This is a genomic window from Stenotrophomonas sp. 78350_Sma (genome assembly GCF_056482105.1).
The window spans coordinates 4,177,794-4,201,382 of record NZ_CM151182.1 but is presented as its reverse complement, the minus strand read 5'-3'; the positions used below and the strand labels follow the sequence as shown (position 1 = coordinate 4,201,382).

The window sequence follows — 23,589 nt, the reverse complement described above, 5'->3', positions numbered from 1 at the left end:
GTCAGAGCCCTTTTCTGCAAAAGGGATCCGACCCCGATAGCCAAAGGGTCGGATCCCACCCGACGGGTGGGCTCTGACCCCTCAGTACAGATCCGTCGGATCCACATCCAGCGACCAGCGCACCTTGCGTGCTTCCGGCAGCGCATACAGCTGCGGAACCAGCTGCGAAAGCACCCCATGCAGTGGTGGCCGCTGCACGGCAGACAGCAGCAGCTGGGTGCGTTGGTAACCGGCGCGCCGCGGCATCGGCGCCGGCATCGGCCCATAGGCTTCGACCACATTCTGTTCGCCCAGCAGTTGCCGCGCCGCCAGCAGGAACGCGTTGGCATGCTCTACCTGCTGCGCTTCGGCGCGCATCAGCGCCAGGTGTGCGAAGGGGGGGAATCCGGCAGCCTGGCGCTGGTTCAGTTCGGCCTGCGCGAACGGGTGGTAGCCGCCGCTCACCAGGGTTTCCAGCAGTGGGTGCCCCGGGTGATGGGTCTGCAGCCAGACCTCGCCGGGATCACGTGCGCGGCCCGCACGGCCCGCCACCTGGATCAGCTGCTGCGCCAGCTTCTCGCTGGCGCGGAAGTCAGCCGAGAACAGGCCCTCGTCGATGCCGACCACCACCACCAGGGTCAGCTTCGGCAGGTCGTGGCCCTTGGCCAGGATCTGCGTGCCGACCAGGATGCCGGGTTGGTCGCCCAGTTTCGCCAGTTGCTGTTCCAGCGCGTCACGTCGCGACGTGGTGCCGCGGTCGATGCGCACCACCGGGAAATCGGCGAAGGCGGCGGTGAGATGCTCTTCCAGGCGTTCGGTACCGATGCCCTGCGGTTGCAGCGCCAGGCTGCCGCAGGCCGGGCATGCCAGCGGCGCCGGTTGCCGCGCGCCGCAGTGATGGCACTGCAGGCGACGGCCGCCGCCGTGCACGGTCATGGGTGCATCGCAGCGGTTGCACGGTGCGGTCCAGCCGCAGTCGTGGCACAGCAGCACCGGCGCGTAGCCACGGCGGTTCTTGAACACCAGCACCTGCTGGCCACGCTGCAGGTGTTCGCCGATGCCGGCCAGCACATCGGCCGAGAGGCCGTCATGCAATGGCCGCTTGCGCACATCAAGGATGCGCACGCGCGGTGGCCGCGCATCACCGGCGCGCTGCTTCAGGCGCAGGTGGGTGTAGCGCCCGGCATAGGCGTTGTGCAGTGTTTCCAATGAAGGCGTAGCGCTGCCCAGCAGCACCGGGATGCCCAGCGCCTTGGCCCGCACCAGGGCGAAATCGCGGGCGTGGTAGCGGATGCCGTCCTGCTGCTTGTAGCTGCCGTCATGTTCCTCGTCGACGATCAGCAGGCCGGCCTGCGGCAACGGCGTGAACACCGCTGAGCGGGTGCCGACGATGACCCGCGCTTCGCCGCGGGAGGCCGCTGCCCAGACGCGCGCGCGCTCGTTGTCGTTCAATCCCGAATGCAGTGCATGCACGGCGATGCCGAGGCGGCCGCGGAAGCGTGCCAGGGTCTGCGGGGTCAGGCCGATTTCCGGCACCAGCACCAGCGCCTGCTTGCCTTGCGCCAGGCAGTGGATGATGGCCTGCAGGTAGACCTCGGTCTTGCCGCTGCCAGTTACGCCATCCAGCAGGAACGGCTGGAAACCTTCGGCGGCGTTGATCGACGCCACGGCCTCGGCCTGGTCCGGATTGAGGGTGGGGCCGGGCAGCGGCTGCGCGTGCTGCGGCGCCACGCTCAGCGCCACGCGCTCGGCCAGTTCCCGCTTGGCGAGGCTGCGCGCGGCGGTGCGCCAGTCGTCCATGCGTTCGCCCAGCACGTCTTCATCGACGATGGCGTCGGCCAGCAACTCGGCCAGCTGCCGGGGACGGCTGCCGGCGCGCAGTTTTTCGCGCTGGGCGCGGCCTTCGGCGGTCAGCTGCCACCCCCAGTGATGGGTGTCGGGCAGGGTGTCGCCATGGCGCAGCGGGCCCGGCAGGGCGGTGCTCAGCACCTCGCCCAGTGGTGCATGGGTGTAGCGCGCCAGCCACTGCAGGCTCTGCCAGAGCTCGCCCTGCAGCAGCGGTTGCGGGTCGCACCAGGCCAGGGCCTGGCGCAGTCCCTGGCCGTCATCGGTCTGGCCGTGGCCGACCACCACGCCGACCAGTTCGCGGTTGCCGAACGGCACCTTGAGGCGACAGCCGACCGCGACCGTGGGGCCATCGCCCTCCGGCGACAGGTAGTCGAACAGGCGTGGCAGCGGGACGGGCAGGGCGACCTGCAGGGTCGGAATGGGTGAAAGCATCGGGCCAGTGTAACGGGCCATGCGCGCGCGAATGGCAGGGGGCAGAGGCGGCCGGGGAGCCCCCGTTGAATCATAAATGTCACCTAAATATCGGTGTCCATTGGAGATTCAGTCTTATCCACATGTTCTGTGGATAACGTTGTGCGTTACCGGTCGACGGGAACGCAGGAAGCCGATGGCGACGAGCTCACGCTTGGGTTGGTCAAAAAATCGCCACACTTCAAAGTCATTCAAAATCAACAGCTTGAGTGTGAAACATTGCTGAAACAGAGTGAATTCAGCTGGATGCCGCAGTTTTCCCCGAGGCGGGCGTGGTGCTGTGCACAACCTGCAGCACGAAGTGCCTTTACGCGCAAGTCCTACGGGTGCCGATGGGCTGCCGCTATCATGCCGGCAGACCTTTGGAGTGACCGATGACGGCTGTGCCCGCCCCTGTTTCCTCGACCGCGGCCGGCGCGCTGTCGGCGTTCCTGCGCGGCGTCGAGCGCCGCGCCCTGGTGGTGGCTGAGCTGCAGTGCGGCGATGCCGCGCGTGCCGAGCAGACCCTGGTGGCGGTGATGCGCGCCTTTGCCGCAGTCGCCAGCGACCTGCCGATGGCGCAGTGGCCGACCCGCTTCTGGACCCTGCTGGGCCAGCGCCAGGCGTTGCGCGAGCCGGTGGGCGGCCAGTGGCTGCCGCCGTTGGCTGCGCTGGGCGAGATGGGGCCGCTGCCGCGCTTGGCACTCCTGCTGCGGGTGGGCGGCAGTCTGGACGAGGGCATCGCCATGCGCGTGCTCGACCAGGACGAAGCGGGCTACCAGCACCTGCTGGCTGATGCCTGCCCCCGCGATGCACACGGCCAGCCCGATGCGTCGGCCTGGCGCCAGCTGGCCGAACAGGTGCAACTGCGCATCCGCGACCTGCCGGCCAAGCGTCTGCAGCAGCTGCAGCAGCCGGCTGCACCAGCGGCCAGCAATGAAGCTCCCTCGACCAGTTGGCGCGCACCGCAGCGCGATGATCGTGCAGCCGCCCACGGCAAGCGGCGGCGCCCCAACGCCAGGCCGCGCTGGCGCGGTCCAGTGATCCTGCTGGTGACGGTGGCGGTGCTGTTGGCCGCGGCGCTGGGCTGGCGCTACTGGCAAGGGCATTCATCCGGTAGCGATGCTCCACTGCCGGAAGGTGTCGTGGGTGAAGCCGGCCCGGTCACGGTGGAAGCTCTTCCGCCGAGCAAGGTCAACGCCACGCCGGATGCGGCCCCGGCCCAGGCCTCCGACGACGCCACGATGCTGGCCGACCGCGACTATCCGCTGGTGGCCGATGCCGATCTGTATGCCTGGACCGCCGCCGGCGGCCCGTTGCCGGTGGATGAATCGCAATCAAGGCCGAGCCGGCCGGAGCCAGCCAGCGCTACGCTGGAAACGGCTGCCGCCGATGAATAAGACCCTGTTCGCCAGCCTGCTGCTGGCCCTGCCGTTGTCGCTGTCCGCCGCGCCGCAGACCTTGAACGTGCCGTTGCCGCCGGCGGTGCCGGCCACGTCATCTGCCGCGCCAGCCCCGGCCGCCGCACCTGCTGCGCCCGCATCGTTTGCCGAGCTCGATGCTCCGCAGCAGCGTCAGCGCCGTGCCGACTACGCAGCCTGGCGCGCCCTGCCGGAGAGCGAGCGGGAGCGCATCCGGCAGGCTGCGGCGCGGTTCAACGCGCTGCCGGCGGACCAGCAGCAGCGTCTGCGCCAGCAGTTCCAGGCGCAGGACCAGGCGTTCCGTGAAGGCTGGCGGCTGGGCCCGCAGCTGGGACTGGAGTTCCCCAAGCTGCACGGCCTGTTCGGCTTCGTGCCACCGGAACAGCGCGAAGCCGCGCTGGCCGTGCTGCGCCAGCTCAGCCCGGCGCAGCTGGCCCAGCTGACCCTGGTCGCGCAGCGCACGCCACCGCAGGAACGCGACAAGGTGCGTGGTGCGTTCCTCGCCGTGCCCGCCGCCGAGCGCGACACCTGGCTCAAGCGCCAGGCCGGCCAGTAAACAAAGGGGACGGAGGGGATTAAGTCGTGTTCGGCACAGTCGGGCTTGAAACGACTTAATCCCCTCCGTCCCCTTTTTCTGTTCGTAACGCGATCGCAACGCGTGATGCCGGGGCCTGCCGGAACCCAGCATTCACGCCATGTCATGGGAATGCGCGCGCTGCGCGCGTAAGATGACCGCCCGCAACCCGGTGCCTGTGCCCTTCGCGCGCAACCGTAGTTCGCGTCAAGCACCTTATGTCTACTGCAACCTCCACGCCGCGCTTCAGCAAGGAAGTCGGCGCCACCGGTCTGCTCGCCCTGCCGCTTGTGCTCGGGCATGTGTCCACCGGTCTGATCTCCTTCGTTGACAACGTGATTGCCGGCCACCATGCCACCGCGACCCTGGCCGCGGTGACCATCGGCACGGCGCTGCTGTGGCTGCCGATGCTGATCCCGATCGGTACCCTGATCTCGCTTACCGCCTCGGTGTCGCAGCTGCATGGCGCCGGCCGCGAGCGCGAGATCGGCCCGCTGTTCCGCCAGGCACTGTGGCTGGCATTGGGCCTGGGCCTGATCATGTTCACCTTCCTCACGGTGGTGCCGCCGCTGCTGCCGGCCTTCGGCATCGCGCCGGACATCGTGCCGGGTGCCACCGCGTTCCTGCATGCGGTGCGCTGGGGTGGCCCGGCGCTGACCCTGTACTTCTGCATGCGCTACCTCAGTGAAGGCATGCATTGGACGCTGCCGACCATGCTGCTCGGCTTCGGCGGCCTGCTGGTGCTGGCGCCGATGGGCTACGTGCTGGCCAACGGCAAGCTGGGCTTCCCGGAAATGGGTGCCGAGGGCCTGGGCATCGCCTCGGCGGTGATGATGTGGCTGCAGGCGATCGCCTTCGCCACCTACCTGTGGTTCACCAAGCGCTTCGCCCACCTGCAGCTGTTCTCGCACTTCGAAGGACCGCGCTGGTCGGCGATCTGGGATCTGCTGCGCACCGGCCTGCCGATCGGCATCACCGTGCTGATGGAGGGCGGCCTGTTCATCGTCACCGCGCTGCTGATCGGCCGCCTCGGTGCCAATGAAGCGGCCGCGCACCAGATCGCGATCAATGTCGCGCAGCTGTGCTTCATGATTCCGATGGGCGTGGCCGAGGCCACCACCGTGCGCGTCGGCCATGCGGTCGGCCGTGGCGATGGCTTCGGCGTACGGCGTGCGGCCTGGGCCGGCTACGCGATCATCATGGGCACGCAGACGTTGTCGGCGGCAGTACTGCTGTTCGGCCACGATGCCATCGTCGGTGTCTACACCAACGACCTGGCGGTGGCCGGCCTGGCCTCGACGCTGCTGCTGTACGCGGCCACCTTCCAGTTCCCGGATGGCATCCAGGTACTGTCGGCCGGCGCACTGCGCGGCCTGAAGGACACCCGCGTGCCGATGTTCATCGCCATGTTCGCGTACTGGGGCCTGGGCATGCCGCTCGGCGCCGGGCTCGGCCTGGGCCTGGGCATGGGCCCGCAGGGCATGTGGATCGGCCTGATCGTTGGCCTGACCGCCGCCGCCATCCTGATGGGCTGGCGCCTGCGCCGCAGCAGCCTGCGCATCGGCCAGTCCGTACTGTCCTGATCCGCCCCACCCGCCGCGATGACCCGTGGCGGGCGATCCCCTGACTTGTGTCCGATGCCGCATCACGCGGCACCGGCTATGCTGGTACCACGGCAAGAAGCCATCCGGAGCGTTCCATGAATCAACCCGTGCCCCCGCTGCCCCCGGCGCGTCGCAACCCCGTCGCCAGTTTCTTCATCGGGCTGTGGGACGTCATGAACTTCACCCGCCGGTTGATCCTCAACCTGGTGTTCTTCGGCCTGCTGTTCCTGCTGCTGGTGATGTTCGTCATCGCCGCCGGCATGGGCGCCGGTGCCAGCAAGTCGCTGCAGGACCGCACCACCCTGGTGATCGCGCCGGAAGGCCGCCTGGTCGAGCAGTTCAGCGCTGATCCGGTCAGCCGCGCGCTGGCCAAGGCGGTGGGCGACAACGGCGCCGAAGAGATCCAGCTGCGCGACCTGCTGCGGGTGATCGAGTCGGCCAAGGAAGACAAGAAGATCGAGCGCGTGGTGCTGGAACTGGACAAGCTGCAGCCGTCGGGCTTCGCCTCGCTGCGTGAAGTCGCCGCCGCGCTGCAGGACCTGCGCGCGTCCGGCAAGCAGCTGGTGGCCTACAGCGAGAGCATGGGCCAGTCGCAGTACCTGCTGGCCGCACAGGCCGACGAGGTCTACCTGGACCCGATGGGTTCGGTCGTGCTCGAAGGCCTCGGCCGCTACCGCCAGTACTTCCGCACCGGCCTGCAGGACAAGCTGGGCGTGGACGTGCACCTGTTCAAGGTGGGCGAGTACAAGTCCGCCGCCGAGCCGTACGTGCTAGATGCGGCGTCGCCGGCCTCCAAGGAAGCCGACCTGTTCTGGATGAACGATGTGTGGCAGCGCTACCTGGCCGACATCGCCAAGGCCCGTCGCCTGGATCCGGCACAGCTGGCCGCCGGCATCGACACGCTGCCGGAAGGCATCGCCGCCGCCGGTGGCGACCTGGCCAAGTTCGCCCTGCAGCAGAAGCTGGTGACCGCGCTGAAGACCCGCGAGGAGTTCGAGGATCTGATGATCGAGCGCGGCGTGGCCGACGACGATGCCGACGGCGGTTTCCGCAACGTCGACTTCGGTCGTTACCTGGCCCTGCTCGATGCGCGCCGCAACCCGGTGGACTCGCGTCCGCAGGTGGCGGTGGTGGTGGCCGAAGGCGAGATCAGCGGTGGTGACCTGCCAGCCGGCCGCATCGGCGGCGAGTCGACCTCGGCGCTGCTGCGTGCCGCGCGTGACGACGAGAACGTGAAGGCCGTGGTGCTGCGCGTGGATTCGCCGGGCGGTGAAGTGTTCGCCTCCGAGCAGATCCGCCGCGAAGTGGTGGCGCTGCAGGCCGCCGGCAAGCCGGTGGTGGTGTCGATGGGTGACCTGGCCGCCTCCGGTGGCTACTGGATCAGCATGAACGCCGATCGCATCTACGCCGATCCGTCGACCATCACCGGTTCGATCGGCATCTTCGGCATGGTCCCGAACTTCAGCCGTGCGCTGGACAAGATCGGCGTGCATACCGACGGCGTGGGCACCACCCGCTTCGCCGGTGCCTTCGACGTCACCCGCCCGATGGACCCGGCCGTGGGCCAGGTCATCCAGACGGTGATCAACAAGGGCTATGCCGACTTCACCGGTCGCGTCGCCGATGCCCGCAAGAAGCCGGTCGAGGCGGTCGATGAAGTGGCCCGTGGCCGCGTGTGGAGCGGTGCGCAGGCCAAGGAACGTGGCCTGGTCGATGCCTTCGGTGGCCTGAAGGACGCCGTGGCCGATGCCGCCAGCCGTGCCAAGCTGGGCAAGGCTGATGCCTACCGCGTGCGCTACATCGAGAAGGCGGCGACGCCGTTCGCGCAGTTCGTCAGCGGTTTCGCCGGCAGCCGCGCCGGCGCCTGGATGCTGTCCGACTCGGGCATGGCGCGGATGATGCTGGCCCGCGCGATGCCGGAGGTGGATACGCAGCTGCGCTTTGTCGAGAACGCGGCCCGCGAGAAGGGTAATGGCGCGCCGGTGAAGGCGCTGGCGTACTGCTTCTGCGGGTTCTGATCGGAAAGCATCCACGCACGGCGTGGATCTACTGGAAACGCCCGGCTTCGGCCGGGCGTTTTCGTTCATGGGGTCGGACCCCTTTGCATGGCAAAGGGCTCTGACCCCACAGGCCACCCATCATTGCGTCGCGTCGGCCTCGGCCTTGCGTTCGCGTGCGGCGGCCTCTTCCACGGCCTTCCGTGCGTCCTTCGCACGGTCCAGGGGCTCCTGCATTGCACGCGACATCGCTTTGGGCACCGGTGGCTTCTCCGGGTTCGGCGTCGGCGGCCGCTGGCAGGCCACCAGCAGCACGCTGGCCAGCAGGGACGAGGACAGGATCAGGATGCGCATGGCGGCTCTCCGCGGTGGGCGTACGTGCAGTGTCGCATCCTCGGCAGAGGGCCGCCGTGAGCGCGTATCCTTGCCGCATCGAAATGCAGCGGGCGCGGCCCCGGGAGGACACATGACCCAGCAACGGTGGCGCCTGGACGGGCAGACCGCCCTGATCACCGGTGCCAGCGCCGGTATCGGCCTGGCCATCGCGCACGAACTGGCCGGCTTCGGCGCCGACCTGATGATCGTCGGGCGCGATATCGACATGCTGGAGACCGCGCGCGACGAGCTGCTGGACGTATATCCGCAGATGCAGGTGCACGCGCTGGCCGCCGATGTCTCCGACGACGAGGACCGCCGGCAGATCCTGGACTGGGTGGAAGACCACAGTGATGGCCTGCACATCCTGGTCAACAACGCAGGAGGCAATGTCACCAAGGCGGCCACGGAATACTCCGAGGATGAATGGCGGAAGATCTTCGAGACCAACCTGTTCTCGGCGTTCGAGCTGTCGCGCTACGCGCACCCGCTGCTGGCACGCCACGCATCGTCATCCATCGTCAACGTCGGCAGCGTGTCCGGCCTGACCCATGTGCGCAGCGGCGTGGTCTACGGCATGACCAAGGCCGCGATGCACCAGATGACCCGCAATCTGGCCGTCGAGTGGGCCGAGGATGGCATCCGGGTCAATGCCGTGGCGCCGTGGTACATCCGCACGCGGCGGACCTCCGGTCCGTTGTCGGACCCGGATTACTACGAGGAGGTGATCAACCGCACGCCGATGCGCCGCATTGGCGAGCCGGAGGAAGTGGCTGCCGCGGTAGGCTTCCTGTGCCTGCCGGCAGCCAGCTATGTCACCGGCGAGTGCATCGCGGTGGATGGTGGCTTCCTGCGCTACGGGTTCTGATCATGAGGTGGTAGTGCCGGCCGCTGGCCGGCAACCGCAGGATCTTCAGATGATTGCAGTTGCCGGCCAGCGGCCGGCACTACCGCGTGGCCGTCACCCCGGTACCGGGCAGTTGCTGGCCTCCAGTACACCCTGCAGCCGTTCCCGCTCGCCTCGTGCGGCGTCGCGGTTCTCCGGCGTGGCGAATCGTTCGCGGCCGCGTGCATCGCGGAAGCGCTGCTGCCAACTGCCGCAGCGCTGTACCTCGGGCAGCTCCTCGCATCGGTCGCGCACGACTTCACAACCTGCGGCATTCATTGGTGTGACCCCGCCCAGGCCCTGTACCGCCATCGGTTCGCAGCGACCGGGTGATGCCTCGTACTCGTACAGATAGCCACCGCCCTGTCCGTCGGTGCACTGGAAGATCGGGGGAAGTGGTGGCTTCGGTGGTCCGTTGGCTGCTTCGGCACGGGTGTCGGCATCACGGCGCAGGGTCGCACTGTCGAGAATCTGGTTGCCACCTTCGCGTTCAACCATTCCCGCTTCCATGATGGTGCGCCCTTCGTCCGCGCGCCTTGGTGCCGCTGCGGCCGCAGGCACTGCAGCGGACCTGGTCGGCACTGCGGCGGGCGTCTCGGTGACAGCAGGTGCTGGCGCCGGGGGCGGCGCGACCACCGCCGGCTGAGCGCTGGCCGGCTCGGGCACGCGCAGCACCTGTTGCTTGCTGCCGGACGGGCAGGGCGTACGCTGCAGGGTCGGTATGTCGCTGTTGCTGGACGTGCAGCGGTACACCACGCCCGCTTCGGCCAGTGCCGTGCCGGGCAACAACGCCAGGGCCAACCAGATCAGTCTGTTCATGCACACAGCGTACAGGCTGCGATGCGGGGCTGCGCTCAGCGCTGGCAGTCGCGTGACAGGCGCGCGTCGATGCCACGCTGTTCGTTGCTGATGGCGGTGCGCTCGCTCTGCAGTGCGCTGTTGTAGCGACGGTCCAGTTCCCAGCGGCGGTCGCGCAGGCGCGCGCAGACCTCCTGTGGTGGCAGCGCGTGGCAGCTGTCGCGCACCAGCACGCTGCCGGCCGGGACCTGCACGCCTACGCCGACTGCGGGCGGCCGGTAACCTGCACCCTCGCTCACGGGCGAACCGATCGGTGTGCCGATGGCCGGGCGCGGACCCGGGTAGGCCGGGCCCCGATGCCCGTGTGGCAGCCAGACGCTGGTCCACAACGGCACCCAACGCGGATTGCCCTCGTTGCTGTCGCTGGTATAGCGCTGGCCGTCGTCGCGCACGCATTCGTACAGCGGCTGCGGCGGTTGGATGTAGACGTGGCGGACCTCGCGGTCACGCATCACCGGAGCGTGGTCCGGTGGCGCGGGCGTCGCATCGCTGCGTGCCACCCGCGGCGCTGGATCGCGCGGGCGTTGCAGGTCGCGGACTTCCTGGCGACCGCTGTTGCAGGGTGTGTCCTGCAGGGTCACCGCGCCGTTGCTGGCGACGCAGCGGTAGACCCGCACGTCTTCGGCCGCCGGTGCCGTCGATGGCAGCAGCAGGCACAGGCCCAAGGCGGTGCGCAGCAGGTTCATGACGGCAGGGTGCGCGATTGTGCTGGGCAGCGCAATCGGTCGCTCAGGAGCGCAGCACGTTGCCGCTCAGCGCGTCGCGGATCGGGGTGGGCTGGGCCAGGCCGCCGGTTTGGCCATCCAGGATGCCGTCGAGCAGGCGCAGCAGGCGTGGATCCAGTTCTTCGCGGCTGCGCGCCGGCGGCTCGCCTGCCAGGTTGGCGCTGGTGGAGACCAGCGGGCCTCCCCAGGCACGGCAGAGTTCGGCCACCAGCGGGTGGGCGCTGATGCGCACGGCGATGCCGCTGTGCTCCCCGGTGACCCACGGCTGGGCACGGGGTCCGGCCGGCAGGATCCAGGTGTTGGCGCCGGGCCAGCTGGCCAGCACCGCGCGTTGGCGTGCGTCCGGCAGCGCCTGCAGGCGCACCCAGCCTTCCAGCTGAGGCAGTTCGGCGGCAACGAGGATCATGCCCTTCTCGATCGGCCGCTGTTTCAAGCGCAGCACCATGTGCACTGCCGCCTCATGCGAAGGGTCACAGCCCAAGCCCCAGACCGCTTCTGTCGGGTAGGCGATCACGCCGCCCGCGCGGAGCGTGGCGACAGCAGAGTCCAGGGTGAGTTCTTTCATGGCGGCGACCGGCCCGGCGTGGGGCTTCATTATCCCCCTGCCGCGTGCAGATGGGGTGGTGGCACCCGGTGGTAGTGCCGGCCGCTGGCCGGCACGATCCTCATCCACGCATGGCGTGGATCTACTTCTTGGCTGCGGCCTTCTTCACTACTTTCTTCGCCGCTTTCTTCACCGCCTTCTTGGCGGCCTTCTTCGCCGGCGCCTTCTTGGCCGCTGCCTTCTTCGGCGCGGCTTCCTTCTTCACTGCCGCCTTCTTGGCCGGAGCCTTCTTCGCAGCAGCCTTCTTGGCGCCGAAGCCCTTTCGTACCGGCTTGCCGGTTTCTTCCATCAGCTGCTGCACTTCAGCCAGGGTCAGCGATGCCGGCTCGCGATCCTTGGGGATCTTGCCGTTCATCTTGCCGTCGCTGATGTACGGGCCGAAGCGGCCGTTCAGCACCTGGATATCGCTGCCCTCGAACTCCTTGATGATCCGGTTGCGCGCGATCTCTTCCTTCTCTTCGATCAGGAACACGGCGCGGGCCAGGTCGATGGTGTACGGGTCGTCTTCCTTCTTCAGCGAAGCATAGGTACTGCCGCGCTTGGCGAACGGGCCGAAGCGGCCGATGCCGACGCTGACCGGCTCGCCATTGTCCTCACCCAGTGCGCGCGGCATCAGGAACAGCTCCAGCGCGTCTTCCAGGGAGATGGTGTGCATCGACTGGCCGGGGCGCAGCGAAGCGAACTTCGGCTTCTCCTCGGCATCCTCGGCGGTGCTGCCGATGGCGGCATACGGCCCGAAGCGGCCCAGCCGCACGCTGACCGGCTTGCCGGTCTTGGGGTCAGTGCCCAGCTCGCGCGCGCCACTGGCCTCGGCACGATCGACCGATTCCTTCTTGTCTTCGACCAGTTCCTTGAACGGTTCCCAGAAGCGCGACATCAGCGGGATCCACTCTTCTTCGCCACGCGAGACGGCATCGAGCTCGTCTTCAAGCTTGGCGGTGAAGTCGTAATCCACGTACCGGGTGAAGTGGCTGGACAGGAACTTGGACACCGCACGGCCGACGTCGGACGGGCGGAAGCTGCGACCTTCCATTTCCACGTACTTGCGGAACAACAGGGTCTGGATGATCGAGGCGTAGGTCGAGGGACGGCCGATGCCGTACTCTTCCAGGGCCTTCACCAGTGCCGCTTCGGTGTAGCGCGGCGGCGGCTGGGTGAAATGCTGTTCGGCCTGGATGCGTTCCAGCGGCACGCGGTCGCCAGGCTTCATCGCCGGCAGCTTGCGGCCTTCGTCTTCGTCCTCGGCGCTCTTGTTGTCCTTGCCTTCCTCGTACACGGCCAGGAAGCCGGGCACGACCACGGTGGTGCCGCTGGCACGGAACACGTGTTCGCTGCCGGCCGACAGGTCGACGCTGACCGTGTTGAGCGTAGCCGGAATCATCTGGCAGGCCACTGCACGCTTCCAGATCAGTTCGTACAGGCGGCGCTCGTCGTCGGTGAGGAAGCGTGCGACCTGGGCCGGGGTGCGCAGGGCCGAGGTCGGGCGCACCGCTTCGTGCGCTTCCTGGGCGTTCTTCGACTTGGTCTGGTAGGTGTTGGGCTGGTCCGGCAGCGAGGCGATGCCGTAATCACGGGCGATCACATCGCGGATCTCGGCCAGCGCATCCTGCGACAGGTTCACCGAGTCGGTACGCATGTACGAGATCAGGCCGACGGTGCCTTCGTCGCCAATCGCCACGCCTTCATACAGCTTCTGCGCGACCTGCATGGTCTTGCGAGTGGTGAAGCCCAGCTTGCGCGAGGCTTCCTGCTGCAGGGTGGAGGTGGTGAACGGCGGCGCCGGGCGGCGCTTGCGTTCCTTGCTGGCCACGTCGGTGACGTGCAGCGAACCCTGCGCGGCCTGCTGGATGCGCAGGCGCGCCGCTTCAGCGGTGTCGCCATCGGTGATGGTGAACTGCTCGAACTTCTGCCCATCCAGCTTGATCAGCTTGGCGTTGAAGTGCTGCGACGGGTGCGCGCACTCGGCGGCGATCGACCAGTATTCGCGGGCGATGAAGGCTTCGATCTCTTCCTCGCGCTCGACGATCATGCGCAGCGCCGGGCTCTGCACGCGGCCGGCGGACAGGCCACGCTGGACCTTGCGCCACAGCACCGGTGACAGGTTGAAGCCGACCAGGTAGTCCAGCGCGCGGCGCGCCTGCTGGGCATCAACCAGGTCGCTGGCGATCGCGCGCGGCTGGCTGATGGCTTCCTTGATGGCGCGCGGGGTGATCTCGGTGAACACCACGCGCTGCATCGGCTTGTCCTTGACCAGCCCGCGTTCCTTCAGGATCTCGGCGATATGCCAGCTGATCGCCTCACCCTCGCGATCCGGGTCGGTCGCCAGCAGGATGTCGTCGGCGCCCTTGGCGGCCTTGGCGATCGCATCGACGTGCTTCTCGTTCTTGTCGATCACGTCGTAGTGCATGGCGAACCCGTTGTCCGGGTCGACCGCGCCTTCCTTCGGAATCAGGTCACGCACATGCCCATACGAGGCCAGGACGGTGTAATCCTTGCCGAGGTATTTGTTGATCGTCTTGGCCTTGGCCGGCGATTCGACGATGAGCAGGTGCTTGGGCATGGCAGCAGGGTCTGTGGGGCGAACCGTGGGGAAGGGGCCGCTAGGGTGGAGCAAATGGCCGCATTAGTGAAGCGGCCACGCGCAAATCCATAAACTGAACGCCCGGTAATGTGCCGGGCGTTCAGGTTCACCTTATTAGAGGAATCACGCCCGGCCAGCCCGTGTCAAGCAGCCAGGCGTGAGGATGGCCGTTCAGGAGGCCATCTTGGCGATGAAGCCGACCGCGAACACCAGCAGCGCCAGGCCCACCAGCGACAGCAGGCCGGTCAACACCAGCACCAGCACGGTCACGGTGCCCAGCTCGCGGCGCTGCAGGTGGGGCTGGTCGGTGTAGGCCCAGCGGTCGACCACCAGGGTGTCGCAGATCATGTCATGCAGGCCCTGCTTGCGCTCGGTGAAGGCCGCCATCAGGAAACCGATGCCGAGGGTGAAGCTGCTCAGCAGCATGGCCCAGTAACGACCGAACGCGCGGGCCTTGGTCAGGCGCTCGCCGTTGCCGCGCACGACCTTGATGCCGACCGCCATCTTGCCCAGCGTGGCGCCGCCCTTCGAGGCATGGAACCAGGTGTAGTACGCCATGCCGATGGCGAAGTTGATCAGTGCACTGGCCAGCTGCGCCACGATCTCGATGGCCGACTCGTCACTGCCCACCGCACCCATGCCGGCGCCGAGGATCACGCCGAGGATGACGCCGATGATGCTGCCGGGGATGACCAGCACGAAGTAGTCGATCACGTAGGCTGCCACGCGCTTCCAGAAGCCCGCATAGACGACTTCGCCGCCGACCACCGGCTGCGCATGGGCGCCGGCACCAAGCGCTGCCGGGGCGCTGTAGGGCGAGCTGCTGAGGGCACCGGTGCCGGGCAGCGGCGCGGTACCGTTGTCGATGGCCGCATAGTCGTTGCGCAGATCGAAACCGCCACTGCCTGCGGTGGTACTTGCATCGGCCAGGGTCTGCAGCCCGAGCTCGTCGACCACCTGGCGCAGCGCCGCCCACTGGTCCATGCCTTCGCGCCAGACCAGGGTGTCCAGGTTCAACTGGCCGCGCTGGAAGCGCTGGCGGATCTCCTGCACCGGCAGCGGGCCCTGGCGCTGCTGTCCCTCGGCGTAATACCACTCATCAGTCATTGCATGTTCCCTGTTGGATCGTCCATGGAGGTGCTGGCATGCGCGCGGCTCAGCCGCGGCACGACTGCGGCAGGTACTTGTCGTCGCTTTCGCCGCTGCATTCCCAGCGGCCACTGTCACGGTCGTATTCCAGCCACAGCAGGTCGCCGTCGATGCCCTTGCCGGGTACCGCCAGTGTTGCTTCGATGCCGCAGTGGCCGTTGTTGAAGCGGCCGATGTTCACGGCTGACAGGCCCGCGTGGGCGAAGTCGCCCGGGGCCGGGAAGCCGGCGTCATTGGCGCCCGGGCAGCGGCCTTCGTCATCGGCGAAATGCTGCACCTGGTCTTTCAGCGGCTGCAGCGCGGCCACGGCGCCGGCGACTTTGCTGCGCACGGTGTAATCCTTGTAGGCCGGCAGCGCGATCGCGGCAAGGATGGCCAGGATCGGCACCAGCACCAGCAGCAGGCCACCACCGATGATGGCGGTCAGCGCACAGCCGGACAGTTTCTTTTTCGGTGCAGGCAGGATGGTGGCCGATGCACTGGTGGCGTAGGGCGTGGACGCCGGCAGTACCGGCGGCTGCGGCGGAGGCGGTGCGACAGGTTCCGGTTCCGGCTCGGGTTCGACCGGCGGTGCGGCGGCGTCCAGCGCCGGCACGATCAGGCCGAGTTCGTCCACGACGGTGCGCAACGGCTGCCATTGCGGCAGGCCGTCGCGCCAGACCAGGGTGTCCAGGGTGATCTGGTTGTTGCGGAACAACTCGACCAACTGTTCCGCCGGCAGCGGACCTTGCTGCCGGTTGCCTTCTGCATGGAACCACTCGCTCACGGGGACGCTCCTGAATGCGCTATGCCCCCAAGTGTACGGTCAGTGCAGGGGTTCTGGCTCGTCCATGAACATCTGCGTCTCCATCCAGGCATAGGCTGCTTCGGAGCCAGGCTGGTTGAACAGCACCATCAGCACGACCCATTTCAGGTCGTCCAGGTCCAGTTCGTCCTGGTCCAGGGCCATCGCCCGGTCCAGCACCAGTTCGCGCTGGTCGGCGTCGAGGATGCCGTGCTGTTCCAGGTACAGCAGGAAGCCGCGGCATTCCACGTCCAGCTTGTCCAGCTCGGGGCCGTGGTAGACGCGCACGGGGCCATCGACCCGTGCCTGGGCCACGCTCGGCCGCTGCGCGGCCAGGGCGTCGAGCCAGTCGAACGCCTTGTTGATCTCGGTTGGGCTGAAACCGGCCTGGATCAGGCCGTTCTGGAGCGAATCGCGGTCACGGATCAGGTCCGCGTCTTCGCTGAAATAGTGTTCAAACAGGTACAGCAGTACGTCCAGGATGCTCTCTTTCATTGCCCCTCGGCCTGCGTCGCGCGACGCTGTGGAGGTGAAGAAACTAGGGAGTTCGACAGTAGCGGCCGTGTACGCACACCACGATTCCCGCCAGTTCCATGGCCAGCAGCATGGAGGACACCTGGGGCGCCGTCAATCCACAGCGCGTGATCAGTGAATCCATACTGCTTGGGTTGTGGTCCAGGGCCCGCCACAAGCACTGGTAGTCAGGGTCGTCGGCCCAGCGCGCCGGCAGGAGCGCCGGCGGTGCCTGTTCAGTGGGGGTGCCCAGCCGTGATTGCAAGCCCGGCAGCTGTTGGCGAAGGGCAGGGGCCAGCAGTTCCAGCACTTCCTCGGGGCGCTCGACCAGTGCGGCTCCTTCACGGATCAGCCGGTGGCAGCCCGCTGCGCGTGGGTTGAGTACCGAGCCGGGCAGGGCACAGACTTCGCGGCCCGCCTCGGCAGCCAGGCGCGCAGTGATCAGGGCGCCGGAGCGCTGCGCGGCCTCGACCACCACCGTCGCCAGCGCCAGCCCGGCCACCAGCCGGTTGCGCGCAGGGAAGTGGCCCGGGCGTGCCGGTGTTCCCGGCAGGTACTCGCTGAGCACCGCGCCCTCGGCGGCGATCCGCCCCTGCAACCGTTGGTGGCTGTCCGGATAGGCCCGGTCAGGGCCGGTCCCGATCACCGCCACTGTGCAGCCGCCAGCCTCCAATGTGGCCAGGTGGGCGGCCGCGTCGATGCCGGCCGCCAGGCCACTGGTTACGGCCAGTCCGGCCTCGACGAAGCAGCTGGCAAAGCGTGCGGCCAGCGCGCGTCCTCCCGGGGTTGGCGAGCGGCTGCCGACCAGTGCCACCGAAGGGCGCCAGGCCAGGCTGGGATCGCCCGCCACGAACAGCGCCAGCGGCGGGTTCGGGACGTCCAGCAGGGGCGGCGGAAAGGCCGTGTCGGCGAAGGACAGCAGATGGTGGTCGTCGCCTTCCAGCCAGTGCCGTGCCACGGTCCAGGCGCGGCCGTCGGGGCGTTCCAGTGCAGCGCACTGTTCTGGCGTGCAACCGTGCGCGCGCCAGTTCGCAGCCCCCTGCGCGATCGCAATCTCCGCGTTGCCCGCGGCCTGCAGCAGGGCCCGCCGTGACGCCAGCGCGCCGCCTGCCATCACCAGGCGCAGCAGCGCCTCATCCACCTGTCTGGTCATTCCCCCACTATCGGCCGGATACAACGAAGGCGCCCTAGGGCGCCTTCGCATGTGACCGTCAGGGTTTGCCGGAGACCGCCCCTGCAGGGGCGGCTGCCAGTCGAACATCGCGCGCAGCGCGGGCGTTTTCGAGCATCTGGACGAAGCGCAGTCGACCAACAGTCGACTCTACTTCGCATCCGGGTGCAGGGCGTTGTACCCCACGCGCACCGGCTTGACGCCCTGCATCACCAGCGCGTAGCTGACATTGTCGAAGGTGCGGAACACCATGGCATGCGCCGCGTACTCGTCCGGCAGCGAGACCCGGCCGGCGCCGGTGCTGAGCGAATCGTCCGAGCGCGACGAGTTCGGGTACTTCATGCGGTGCGCCACATGGCGGCCCGGGCGCCACAGCGAGAACACGGTTCCATTGTCCACGCCCTGCGTGCGACCAGCCGAAATCGCGATCACGTCGCGGGGGCCGCCGGCGGTGAACATGTCGGTGACGGCCAGCACGCGTACGTCGACGCCCTCGACACCGGCGGCGGGGACATGGGGTACGAACTGCAGGTCGTACGGCTTGGCCTCGATCGGCACCAGGCGGTCGCCGGCACGCACCTCGCGGCCACCCTCGTTCTTGTCCAGTACCAGGGTGGACGCCTCGACCTTGCCGCCGGCGACATGGGTGATGGTGCCGGTGGCGACCTGGGACAGCTCATAGCCGAGCACGCCGCGGCGGTGGTTCGGTGCGCTGTAGGCGCGCCACAGGTTGCCGCTGCCCGGGGTGACGTCGCCGTTGGCGGTCAGGTCCTCGGTCGGCTTGGGCTGGGCGTAGCGAACGGTCGGGCGGACGACCGCCCAGCGCTGGCCCATCTGGGCGTCGGCCAGGCGCACATAGACGGCGTGGCCGCTGGTGGCACGCAGGCGTTCTTCTTCCAGACCGGCCACGTAGGGCAGCTGCTCGATGCTGTCGACCACGCTCAGCTGCTTCAGGAACGGCTCGACCTGGGCCAGCGGAATGGCATCGATCGGGGCCTCCTGGCGCGGGCCGGGCTGGGCTGCCATGGTCACCCGGTCCAGATAGGCCAGGCTCAGGACGTCACCGGGATAGATCAGGTGCGGGTTGGCGATCTGCGGATTGGCCTGCCAGATCTCCGGCCACAGCCACGGCTTCTGCAGGAAACGTGCGGCGATATCCCACAACGTATCCCCTTTTCGGACCACATAGGTGTCCGGGTGCCCGCCATTCACTTCCACGGCGGTAGCATAGGCAGCCACGGTCAGCATCGCCGCGGCGACGACCGTACGAAAACGAAGCAACATAGGTGTGAAGCCCTGATTCCCCAACAGGTCCGCGCACTATAGTCCAGAAACCGGGGCGCAAGGCAAGCGTTGGAGCTAGAATCTGCGACGTATGCCGGCGTGCCGGCCCCCTATCCGGAAACAGCCATGGCCCTTCTCCCCATTCTCGAGTTCCCCGATCCGCGCCTGCGTACCAAGGCCGCGTTGATCGAAGCCGCCGAAGTCACCTCGCCGGCCTTCCAGGAACTGATCGACAACATGTTCCTGACCATGTACGACGCCCCGGGCATCGGCCTGGCCGCCACCCAGGTGGACGTGCACAAGCGCTTCATGGTCATCGACGTCAGCGAAGAAAAGAATGAACCGCACGTGTTCATCAATCCGGAAATCGTCGCCAAGGACGGGGGCCGGGTGTACCAGGAAGGCTGCCTGTCGGTTCCGGGCATCTTCGCCGACGTCACCCGTGCCGACACCATCACCGTGAAGTACCTGGACCGCAACGGCCAGGAACAGCAGATGGAAGCCGGCGAAGTGCTGGCCACCTGCATCCAGCACGAGATGGATCACCTGGACGGCAAGCTGTTCATCGACTATCTGTCGCCGCTCAAGCGCGAGATGGTGCGCAAGAAGCTGGCCAAGCAGCGCAAGCACGTGGCGTGATCGCCAATCCGGGCCACCCTTCGGGTGGCCCGTGCCTGCGCGGCTCGCGCGGGCTGTACGGCGCCGGCCGACGGCGCCGTTTTCTTTCCTGCACGAATCCATCCTGCAAGTGGGGTAGCCATGAGGATTGTCTTTGCCGGTACGCCGGAATTCGCGGTGTCGTCGCTGCGCGCGGCTGCGCGTCACCATGAGGTCGTGGCGGTCTATACCCAGCCTGATCGCCCGGCCGGCCGTGGCCGTGGCCTGGCGCCTTCGCCGGTCAAGCTCGAAGCCGTGGCCCGTGGCATTCCGGTCTACCAGCCGGAGTCGCTGAAGGACGCGGCCGCCCAGCAGCAGCTGCGTGACCTGCAGCCGGACCTGATGGTGGTGGTGGCCTATGGCCTGATCCTGCCCAAGGCAGTGCTGGCCATTCCGACCCATGGTTGCTGGAACGTGCATGCCTCGCTGCTGCCGCGCTGGCGCGGCGCAGCGCCGATCCAGCGTGCGATCCAGGCCGGTGACGCGAAGACCGGGGTGTGCCTGATGCAGATGGAAGCTGGCCTGGATACCGGCCCGGTGCTGCTGCACCAGGAACTGCCGATCGCCGCCACCGATACCGGCGGCCAGCTGCACGACAAGCTGGCCGAGCTGGGCGCACAGGTGCTGTCCGACGGCCTGGGCCTGCTGCGCGCGGGCATCAAGCCGATCGCGCGGCCGCAGCCGGAACAGGGCGTGACCTACGCGCACAAGCTGGACAAGGCCGAAGCCAGACTGGACTGGGCGCAGGGTGCCGGTGCGCTGGCGCGTACCGTGCGCGCGTTCAATCCGTGGCCGATCGCCGAGGCGACGCTGGCCGGTGAACGGGTGCGCATCCATGGCGCGGTGGCGCTGGAGGCGGACCACGGCCAGGCACCGGGCACCGTGCTGGCCGCCGGCCGCGACGGCATCGACATTGCCTGTGGCCAGGGCACGCTGCGCCTGCGCGTGCTGCAGCGTGAAGGCGGCAAGGCGATCACCGCTGCCGACTACCTCAACGCTCGCCGCGATCTGCGCGTGGGGGCATAAGCGGTGTCCAAGCAGAACGATTTCTCCGTCGCCAAGGCGGCACCGGGCGCGGCCACGCGCATGCTGGCCGCGCGCGTACTGGCACAGGTGTTCACCCGCGGCCGTTCGCTGAAGGCCGAACTGGCCTGGGCACTGCCGAAGCTGGCCGACAGCCGCGACCGCGCGCTGCTGGAAGCCCTGTGTTTTGCTGTGCTGCGCCGTCGCAGCACCTATGACGCGGCCTTGCAGGCCTGGATGCAGAAGCCGCTGTCGGCGCGCGATGCCGACCTGCGCACGTTGCTGATGGTCGGCTTCGCCCAACTGGACGTGCTCGAACTGCCTGCTCACGCGGCGCTGTCGGCCACGGTCGATGCCGCGCGTGCACTGGGCCGTGAGCGCCAGGCTGGCCTGGTCAACGCGATCCTGCGCCGCGCCCAGCGCGAGGGGTTCCCTGAACAGCCTGCGCGCGATGCCTTCCCGGAATGGTTGGCTGATGCGATCGAACGCGATTGGCCGGCGCAGGCCGAAGCGATCTTCAGCGCCAGCCTGCAACCCGCGCCGTTGTGGCTGCGTGCCAACCGCCAGCACGGTGGTCGCGACAAGGCCCTGGCGACGCTGGCCGAGGCCGGCATAGCTGCTGAAGCCACTGCACTGTGCGCCGATGCGCTGCGCCTGGCGGCCCCCGTTGCCGTGAACCAGCTGCCGGGCTTCGGCGAGGGCGCGCTGTCGGTGCAGGATCTGTCGGCGCAATGCGCGGCCGATGCGCTGGCGCCCGCGACCGGTGCCCGCGTGCTGGATGCCTGCGCGGCCCCCGGCGGCAAGTCGGCGCACCTGCTGGAGCGTGACCCCAGCCTGCGCCTGCTGGCGCTGGACATCGACGCGCGCCGGCTCGCGCGTGCGCGTGACACCTACACCCGCACCGGTGTGGGCGAACATGCGCAGACCCTGGTCGCCGATGCCAGCGATCCCGGCTCGTGGTGGGACGGCGTGCCGTTCGACGCGATCCTGCTGGATGCGCCGTGTTCGGCCACGGGCGTGATCCGCCGCCAGCCGGATGTGATGTTCCACCGTCGCGCCGAGGACATCGATGCACTGGTGGGCGTGCAGGCGCGCCTGCTGGAAGCCTGCTGGTCGATGCTGCGCCCGGGCGGCGTGCTGCTGTATGCCACCTGCTCGATCCTGCGCGCCGAGAACATCGATCAGGTGCGTGCGTTCCTGAAGTGGCATCCGGACGCCGTGGCGCAGCCGCTGGGCGATGCATTCGGCGTGGATTGCGAAGGCGTGGCACGCCAGCGACTGCCCGGTGACAACGATGCTGACGGTTTCTTCTACGCGCGTCTGATAAAAGCAGCCTGACCCCCGCTGCCGTTTCGAGTCCCATGCTGAAAACCCACGCGTCGCGCCAGACGTGGTTGTTCGTGGTGGTGGCCCTGCTGGTGCTGGGGGCCGGTCTCGGTCTCCGCGATCCGTGGCCCTCTGACGAACCACGCTTCGCGCTGGTGGCCAGGCAGATGGTCGACAGCGGTTACTGGTTGTTCCCGCATCGCGGTACCGAGCTGTATTCGGACAAGCCGCCGATGCTGATGTGGTGGCAGGCCTCGCTGTACGGCCTGGTTGGCCACTGGCGCGTGGCCTTCCTGCTGCCCTCGCTGCTGGCCGCACTGGGCACGCTGTGGTGCGTGGTCGACCTGGGGCGCCGGCTGTGGACGCGGCAGGCAGGGCTGTACGCGGGATGGGCACTGCTGTTCGCGCTGCAGTTCACCTTCCAGGCGAAGAAGGCGCAGATCGATCCGCTGCTGGTGCTGTTCATCACCCTGGCCAACTATGGCCTGCTGCGCCACCTGCTGCTGGGCCCGGCCTGGCGCTGGTGGTGGCTGGGCTGGTTCTTTGCCGGTATCGGGGTGATCACCAAGGGCGTGGGCATGCTGGCGCTGCTGATGATCGTGCCGGCAGCCATCGCTGCAGCCCTGCAGTGGCCCCGTGTTTCCCTGCACGCGCGCGATGGCCGCTTCTGGCTGGCACCGCTGGCCTTCCTGCTGGCGGTATCGCTGTGGCTGGCGCCGATGCTGCTGGCCGCGCTGGGCACCGGGTCGGACGAGTACCGCGCCTACATCAACGACATCCTGGTGCGGCAGACGGCCCGCCGCTACACGCAGTCCTGGGACCATCACCAGCCGTGGTGGTACTTCTTCGGCGTGATGCCGTCGATGTGGATCCCGGCGTTCCTGGCGCTGCCATGGGCGATTCCCGCATGGCGCAGGCGCCTGCGCCGACGTGACCCTCGCTACCTGCTGCCGCTGGCCTGGTGGGTACTGGTCGTGCTGTTCTTCTCGATTCCCCAGGGCAAGCGCGATGTCTACATCCTGCCGGCGCTGCCGATGTTCTGCCTGGCGCTGGCACCGCTGCTGCCCGGGCTGCTGAAGCGACGGGATGTGCAGGCGGTACTGGGAGGGTTTGCCGCGTTGCTGGCACTGGGATTGAGCCTGGTCGGGGCGCTCGCCTTGCTGGGTGATCCGCGCTTCGAAGTGAACCTTGCCCATGGACGCGGATTGGCGCCCGGCGCCACCGATGCATTGGCGTGGACGATCCTGGCGATGGGGCTATGGGGTGGCTTGAGCCTGGTGGTGGCTGGCTGGCGTCGAAGCCATCTGGCGCTGGTATCGACCCTGGCCGTGGCCTGGGTGCTTTACGGCCTGTTCGGCTACCCGTTGCTGAATGATTCAAGTTCTGCGCGTGGTCTGATGCGTGACGTCGGCATGCGTCTCGGGCCAGACGCAGAGCTGGGGCTGGTGGCCTGGAAGGAACAGAATCTGCTGATGGCGGACCGCCGCGCGGCGACCTTTGGATTCGAAAACCGCTGGCATGAACAGCTGCAGGCGGCCGTGCGCTGGCAGCGCTTGTCCCCCCGGCATCGCTGGTTGCTGGTGAATGACGATGCCATGCAGGGGTGCATTGATCGTTCGCAGGCGGAGATGGCCGGCATTTCCAACCGCCGTCGCTGGTGGCTGGTGCCCGCCGGGGCGGTGTCCGGAGCCTGCATGCCTGACCTGAAGGAGCTGGAGCGCGAGTACCGGCTGCAGGGGCCACCGGATGCGGACTGAACGAATGAGCGACGAACATGGCC

General features: G+C 68.0%; 20 protein-coding genes. 9 read left to right on the top strand and 11 right to left on the bottom strand.

The genetic code is table 11. From position 1 onward, the window contains the following. Positions 1-81 precede the first annotated feature (81 nt). The gene (locus ACZK4H_RS19330) at positions 82-2,259 is read right to left on the bottom strand and encodes a primosomal protein N' (RefSeq protein WP_099554675.1); all 2,178 of its coding nucleotides are present in this window, start codon (positions 2,257-2,259) and stop codon (positions 82-84) included. Positions 2,260-2,672: 413 nt separating this feature from the next. Between ACZK4H_RS19330 and ACZK4H_RS19325 the strand changes: the two genes are divergently transcribed. The 4 genes from ACZK4H_RS19325 (at position 2,673) to sppA (ending at position 7,894) form a co-directional block, all read left to right on the top strand. After that, a complete protein-coding gene (locus ACZK4H_RS19325) occupies positions 2,673-3,677 on the top strand; it encodes a hypothetical protein (protein ID WP_099554529.1) in 1,005 nt (334 codons plus the stop codon). Continuing rightward, positions 3,670-4,254, top strand: coding sequence for a DUF3106 domain-containing protein (locus ACZK4H_RS19320; RefSeq protein WP_099554532.1), 585 nt, complete (start codon positions 3,670-3,672; stop codon positions 4,252-4,254). Before ACZK4H_RS19325 ends, ACZK4H_RS19320 begins: the two co-directional genes overlap by 8 nt. Before the next feature lie 236 nt (positions 4,255-4,490). Beyond that, a complete protein-coding gene (locus tag ACZK4H_RS19315) occupies positions 4,491-5,855 on the top strand; it encodes an MATE family efflux transporter (RefSeq protein ID WP_099554534.1) in 1,365 nt (454 codons plus the stop codon). Between the two features lie 116 nt (positions 5,856-5,971). Beyond that, on the top strand, positions 5,972-7,894 hold the full coding sequence (gene sppA / locus ACZK4H_RS19310) for a signal peptide peptidase SppA (RefSeq protein ID WP_099554537.1): 1,923 nt from the start codon (positions 5,972-5,974) through the stop codon (positions 7,892-7,894). Positions 7,895-8,014: 120 nt separating this feature from the next. Here sppA and ACZK4H_RS19305 read toward each other — a convergent pair whose 3' ends face one another. Beyond that, positions 8,015-8,227, bottom strand: coding sequence for a hypothetical protein (locus ACZK4H_RS19305; protein ID WP_099554540.1), 213 nt, complete (start codon positions 8,225-8,227; stop codon positions 8,015-8,017). A gap of 112 nt (positions 8,228-8,339) precedes the next feature. Here ACZK4H_RS19305 and ACZK4H_RS19300 point away from each other — a divergent pair, with 112 nt between their 5' ends. Continuing rightward, a complete protein-coding gene (locus ACZK4H_RS19300) occupies positions 8,340-9,116 on the top strand; it encodes an SDR family oxidoreductase (RefSeq protein ID WP_019660789.1) in 777 nt (258 codons plus the stop codon). Between the two features lie 93 nt (positions 9,117-9,209). On the opposite strand, the gene ACZK4H_RS19295 is transcribed toward ACZK4H_RS19300, so the two are convergent. The 9 genes from ACZK4H_RS19295 to ACZK4H_RS19255 all read right to left on the bottom strand — a co-directional run bounded on the left by ACZK4H_RS19295 (position 9,210) and on the right by ACZK4H_RS19255 (position 18,803). Beyond that, entirely contained in the window at positions 9,210-9,953 is a 744-nt protein-coding gene (locus tag ACZK4H_RS19295) for a hypothetical protein (protein ID WP_099554543.1), read from the bottom strand. A 35-nt stretch (positions 9,954-9,988) separates the two neighbouring features. Next, positions 9,989-10,678, bottom strand: coding sequence for a DUF4124 domain-containing protein (locus ACZK4H_RS19290; RefSeq protein ID WP_099554546.1), 690 nt, complete (start codon positions 10,676-10,678; stop codon positions 9,989-9,991). Positions 10,679-10,721: 43 nt separating this feature from the next. Continuing rightward, entirely contained in the window at positions 10,722-11,312 is a 591-nt protein-coding gene (gene tsaC / locus ACZK4H_RS19285) for an L-threonylcarbamoyladenylate synthase type 1 TsaC (protein WP_099554549.1), read from the bottom strand. 91 nt (positions 11,313-11,403) lie between these two features. After that, the gene (locus ACZK4H_RS19280) at positions 11,404-13,881 is read right to left on the bottom strand and encodes a DNA topoisomerase I (RefSeq protein ID WP_099554552.1); all 2,478 of its coding nucleotides are present in this window, start codon (positions 13,879-13,881) and stop codon (positions 11,404-11,406) included. 192 nt (positions 13,882-14,073) lie between these two features. After that, positions 14,074-15,009 (bottom strand): RDD family protein, encoded by a 936-nt coding sequence (locus ACZK4H_RS19275; RefSeq protein WP_099554555.1) that lies wholly within the window; start codon positions 15,007-15,009, stop codon positions 14,074-14,076. Between the two features lie 49 nt (positions 15,010-15,058). Beyond that, positions 15,059-15,817 (bottom strand): pilin, encoded by a 759-nt coding sequence (locus tag ACZK4H_RS19270; protein WP_099554556.1) that lies wholly within the window; start codon positions 15,815-15,817, stop codon positions 15,059-15,061. A gap of 39 nt (positions 15,818-15,856) precedes the next feature. Beyond that, positions 15,857-16,330 carry a DUF494 family protein gene (locus ACZK4H_RS19265; RefSeq protein WP_005411195.1) on the bottom strand — a complete coding sequence of 158 codons (474 nt, stop codon included), beginning with the start codon at positions 16,328-16,330 and terminating at the stop codon, positions 15,857-15,859. A 43-nt stretch (positions 16,331-16,373) separates the two neighbouring features. Then, positions 16,374-17,501, bottom strand: coding sequence for a DNA-processing protein DprA (dprA, locus tag ACZK4H_RS19260; RefSeq protein WP_099554559.1), 1,128 nt, complete (start codon positions 17,499-17,501; stop codon positions 16,374-16,376). Positions 17,502-17,669: 168 nt separating this feature from the next. Beyond that, positions 17,670-18,803, bottom strand: coding sequence for a LysM peptidoglycan-binding domain-containing protein (locus ACZK4H_RS19255; RefSeq protein ID WP_099554562.1), 1,134 nt, complete (start codon positions 18,801-18,803; stop codon positions 17,670-17,672). Between the two features lie 126 nt (positions 18,804-18,929). On the opposite strand from ACZK4H_RS19255, the gene def reads away from it, so the two are divergent. The 4 genes from def (at position 18,930) to ACZK4H_RS19235 (ending at position 23,566) form a co-directional block, all read left to right on the top strand. Then, positions 18,930-19,442, top strand: coding sequence for a peptide deformylase (gene def, locus ACZK4H_RS19250; protein ID WP_099554565.1), 513 nt, complete (start codon positions 18,930-18,932; stop codon positions 19,440-19,442). A 120-nt stretch (positions 19,443-19,562) separates the two neighbouring features. Further along, positions 19,563-20,486, top strand: coding sequence for a methionyl-tRNA formyltransferase (gene fmt / locus ACZK4H_RS19245; protein WP_099554567.1), 924 nt, complete (start codon positions 19,563-19,565; stop codon positions 20,484-20,486). Between the two features lie 3 nt (positions 20,487-20,489). Further along, complete coding sequence (gene rsmB / locus ACZK4H_RS19240) at positions 20,490-21,821, top strand: 16S rRNA (cytosine(967)-C(5))-methyltransferase RsmB (protein WP_099603870.1); 1,332 nt, start codon at positions 20,490-20,492, stop codon at positions 21,819-21,821. 23 nt (positions 21,822-21,844) lie between these two features. Continuing rightward, complete coding sequence (locus ACZK4H_RS19235; RefSeq protein ID WP_099554570.1) at positions 21,845-23,566, top strand: ArnT family glycosyltransferase; 1,722 nt, start codon at positions 21,845-21,847, stop codon at positions 23,564-23,566. Positions 23,567-23,589 lie beyond the last annotated feature (23 nt).

What these genes read in the sequence shown, in the direction of transcription:
- ACZK4H_RS19325 (WP_099554529.1), top strand. Translation starts at nt 2,673, where the DNA reads ATGACGGCTGTGCCCGCCCCTGTTTCCTCGACCGCGGCCGGCGCGCTG.
- dprA (WP_099554559.1), bottom strand. Translation starts at nt 17,501, where the DNA reads ATGACCAGACAGGTGGATGAGGCGCTGCTGCGCCTGGTGATGGCAGGC.
- ACZK4H_RS19330 (WP_099554675.1), bottom strand. Translation starts at nt 2,259, where the DNA reads ATGCTTTCACCCATTCCGACCCTGCAGGTCGCCCTGCCCGTCCCGCTG.
- ACZK4H_RS19255 (WP_099554562.1), bottom strand. Translation starts at nt 18,803, where the DNA reads ATGTTGCTTCGTTTTCGTACGGTCGTCGCCGCGGCGATGCTGACCGTG.
- ACZK4H_RS19275 (WP_099554555.1), bottom strand. Translation starts at nt 15,009, where the DNA reads ATGACTGATGAGTGGTATTACGCCGAGGGACAGCAGCGCCAGGGCCCG.
- def (WP_099554565.1), top strand. Translation starts at nt 18,930, where the DNA reads ATGGCCCTTCTCCCCATTCTCGAGTTCCCCGATCCGCGCCTGCGTACC.
- ACZK4H_RS19290 (WP_099554546.1), bottom strand. Translation starts at nt 10,678, where the DNA reads ATGAACCTGCTGCGCACCGCCTTGGGCCTGTGCCTGCTGCTGCCATCG.
- sppA (WP_099554537.1), top strand. Translation starts at nt 5,972, where the DNA reads ATGAATCAACCCGTGCCCCCGCTGCCCCCGGCGCGTCGCAACCCCGTC.
- tsaC (WP_099554549.1), bottom strand. Translation starts at nt 11,312, where the DNA reads ATGAAGCCCCACGCCGGGCCGGTCGCCGCCATGAAAGAACTCACCCTG.
- ACZK4H_RS19320 (WP_099554532.1), top strand. Translation starts at nt 3,670, where the DNA reads ATGAATAAGACCCTGTTCGCCAGCCTGCTGCTGGCCCTGCCGTTGTCG.
- ACZK4H_RS19305 (WP_099554540.1), bottom strand. Translation starts at nt 8,227, where the DNA reads ATGCGCATCCTGATCCTGTCCTCGTCCCTGCTGGCCAGCGTGCTGCTG.
- ACZK4H_RS19300 (WP_019660789.1), top strand. Translation starts at nt 8,340, where the DNA reads ATGACCCAGCAACGGTGGCGCCTGGACGGGCAGACCGCCCTGATCACC.
- ACZK4H_RS19265 (WP_005411195.1), bottom strand. Translation starts at nt 16,330, where the DNA reads ATGAAAGAGAGCATCCTGGACGTACTGCTGTACCTGTTTGAACACTAT.
- ACZK4H_RS19315 (WP_099554534.1), top strand. Translation starts at nt 4,491, where the DNA reads ATGTCTACTGCAACCTCCACGCCGCGCTTCAGCAAGGAAGTCGGCGCC.
- ACZK4H_RS19280 (WP_099554552.1), bottom strand. Translation starts at nt 13,881, where the DNA reads ATGCCCAAGCACCTGCTCATCGTCGAATCGCCGGCCAAGGCCAAGACG.
- ACZK4H_RS19295 (WP_099554543.1), bottom strand. Translation starts at nt 9,953, where the DNA reads ATGAACAGACTGATCTGGTTGGCCCTGGCGTTGTTGCCCGGCACGGCA.
- ACZK4H_RS19235 (WP_099554570.1), top strand. Translation starts at nt 21,845, where the DNA reads ATGCTGAAAACCCACGCGTCGCGCCAGACGTGGTTGTTCGTGGTGGTG.
- fmt (WP_099554567.1), top strand. Translation starts at nt 19,563, where the DNA reads ATGAGGATTGTCTTTGCCGGTACGCCGGAATTCGCGGTGTCGTCGCTG.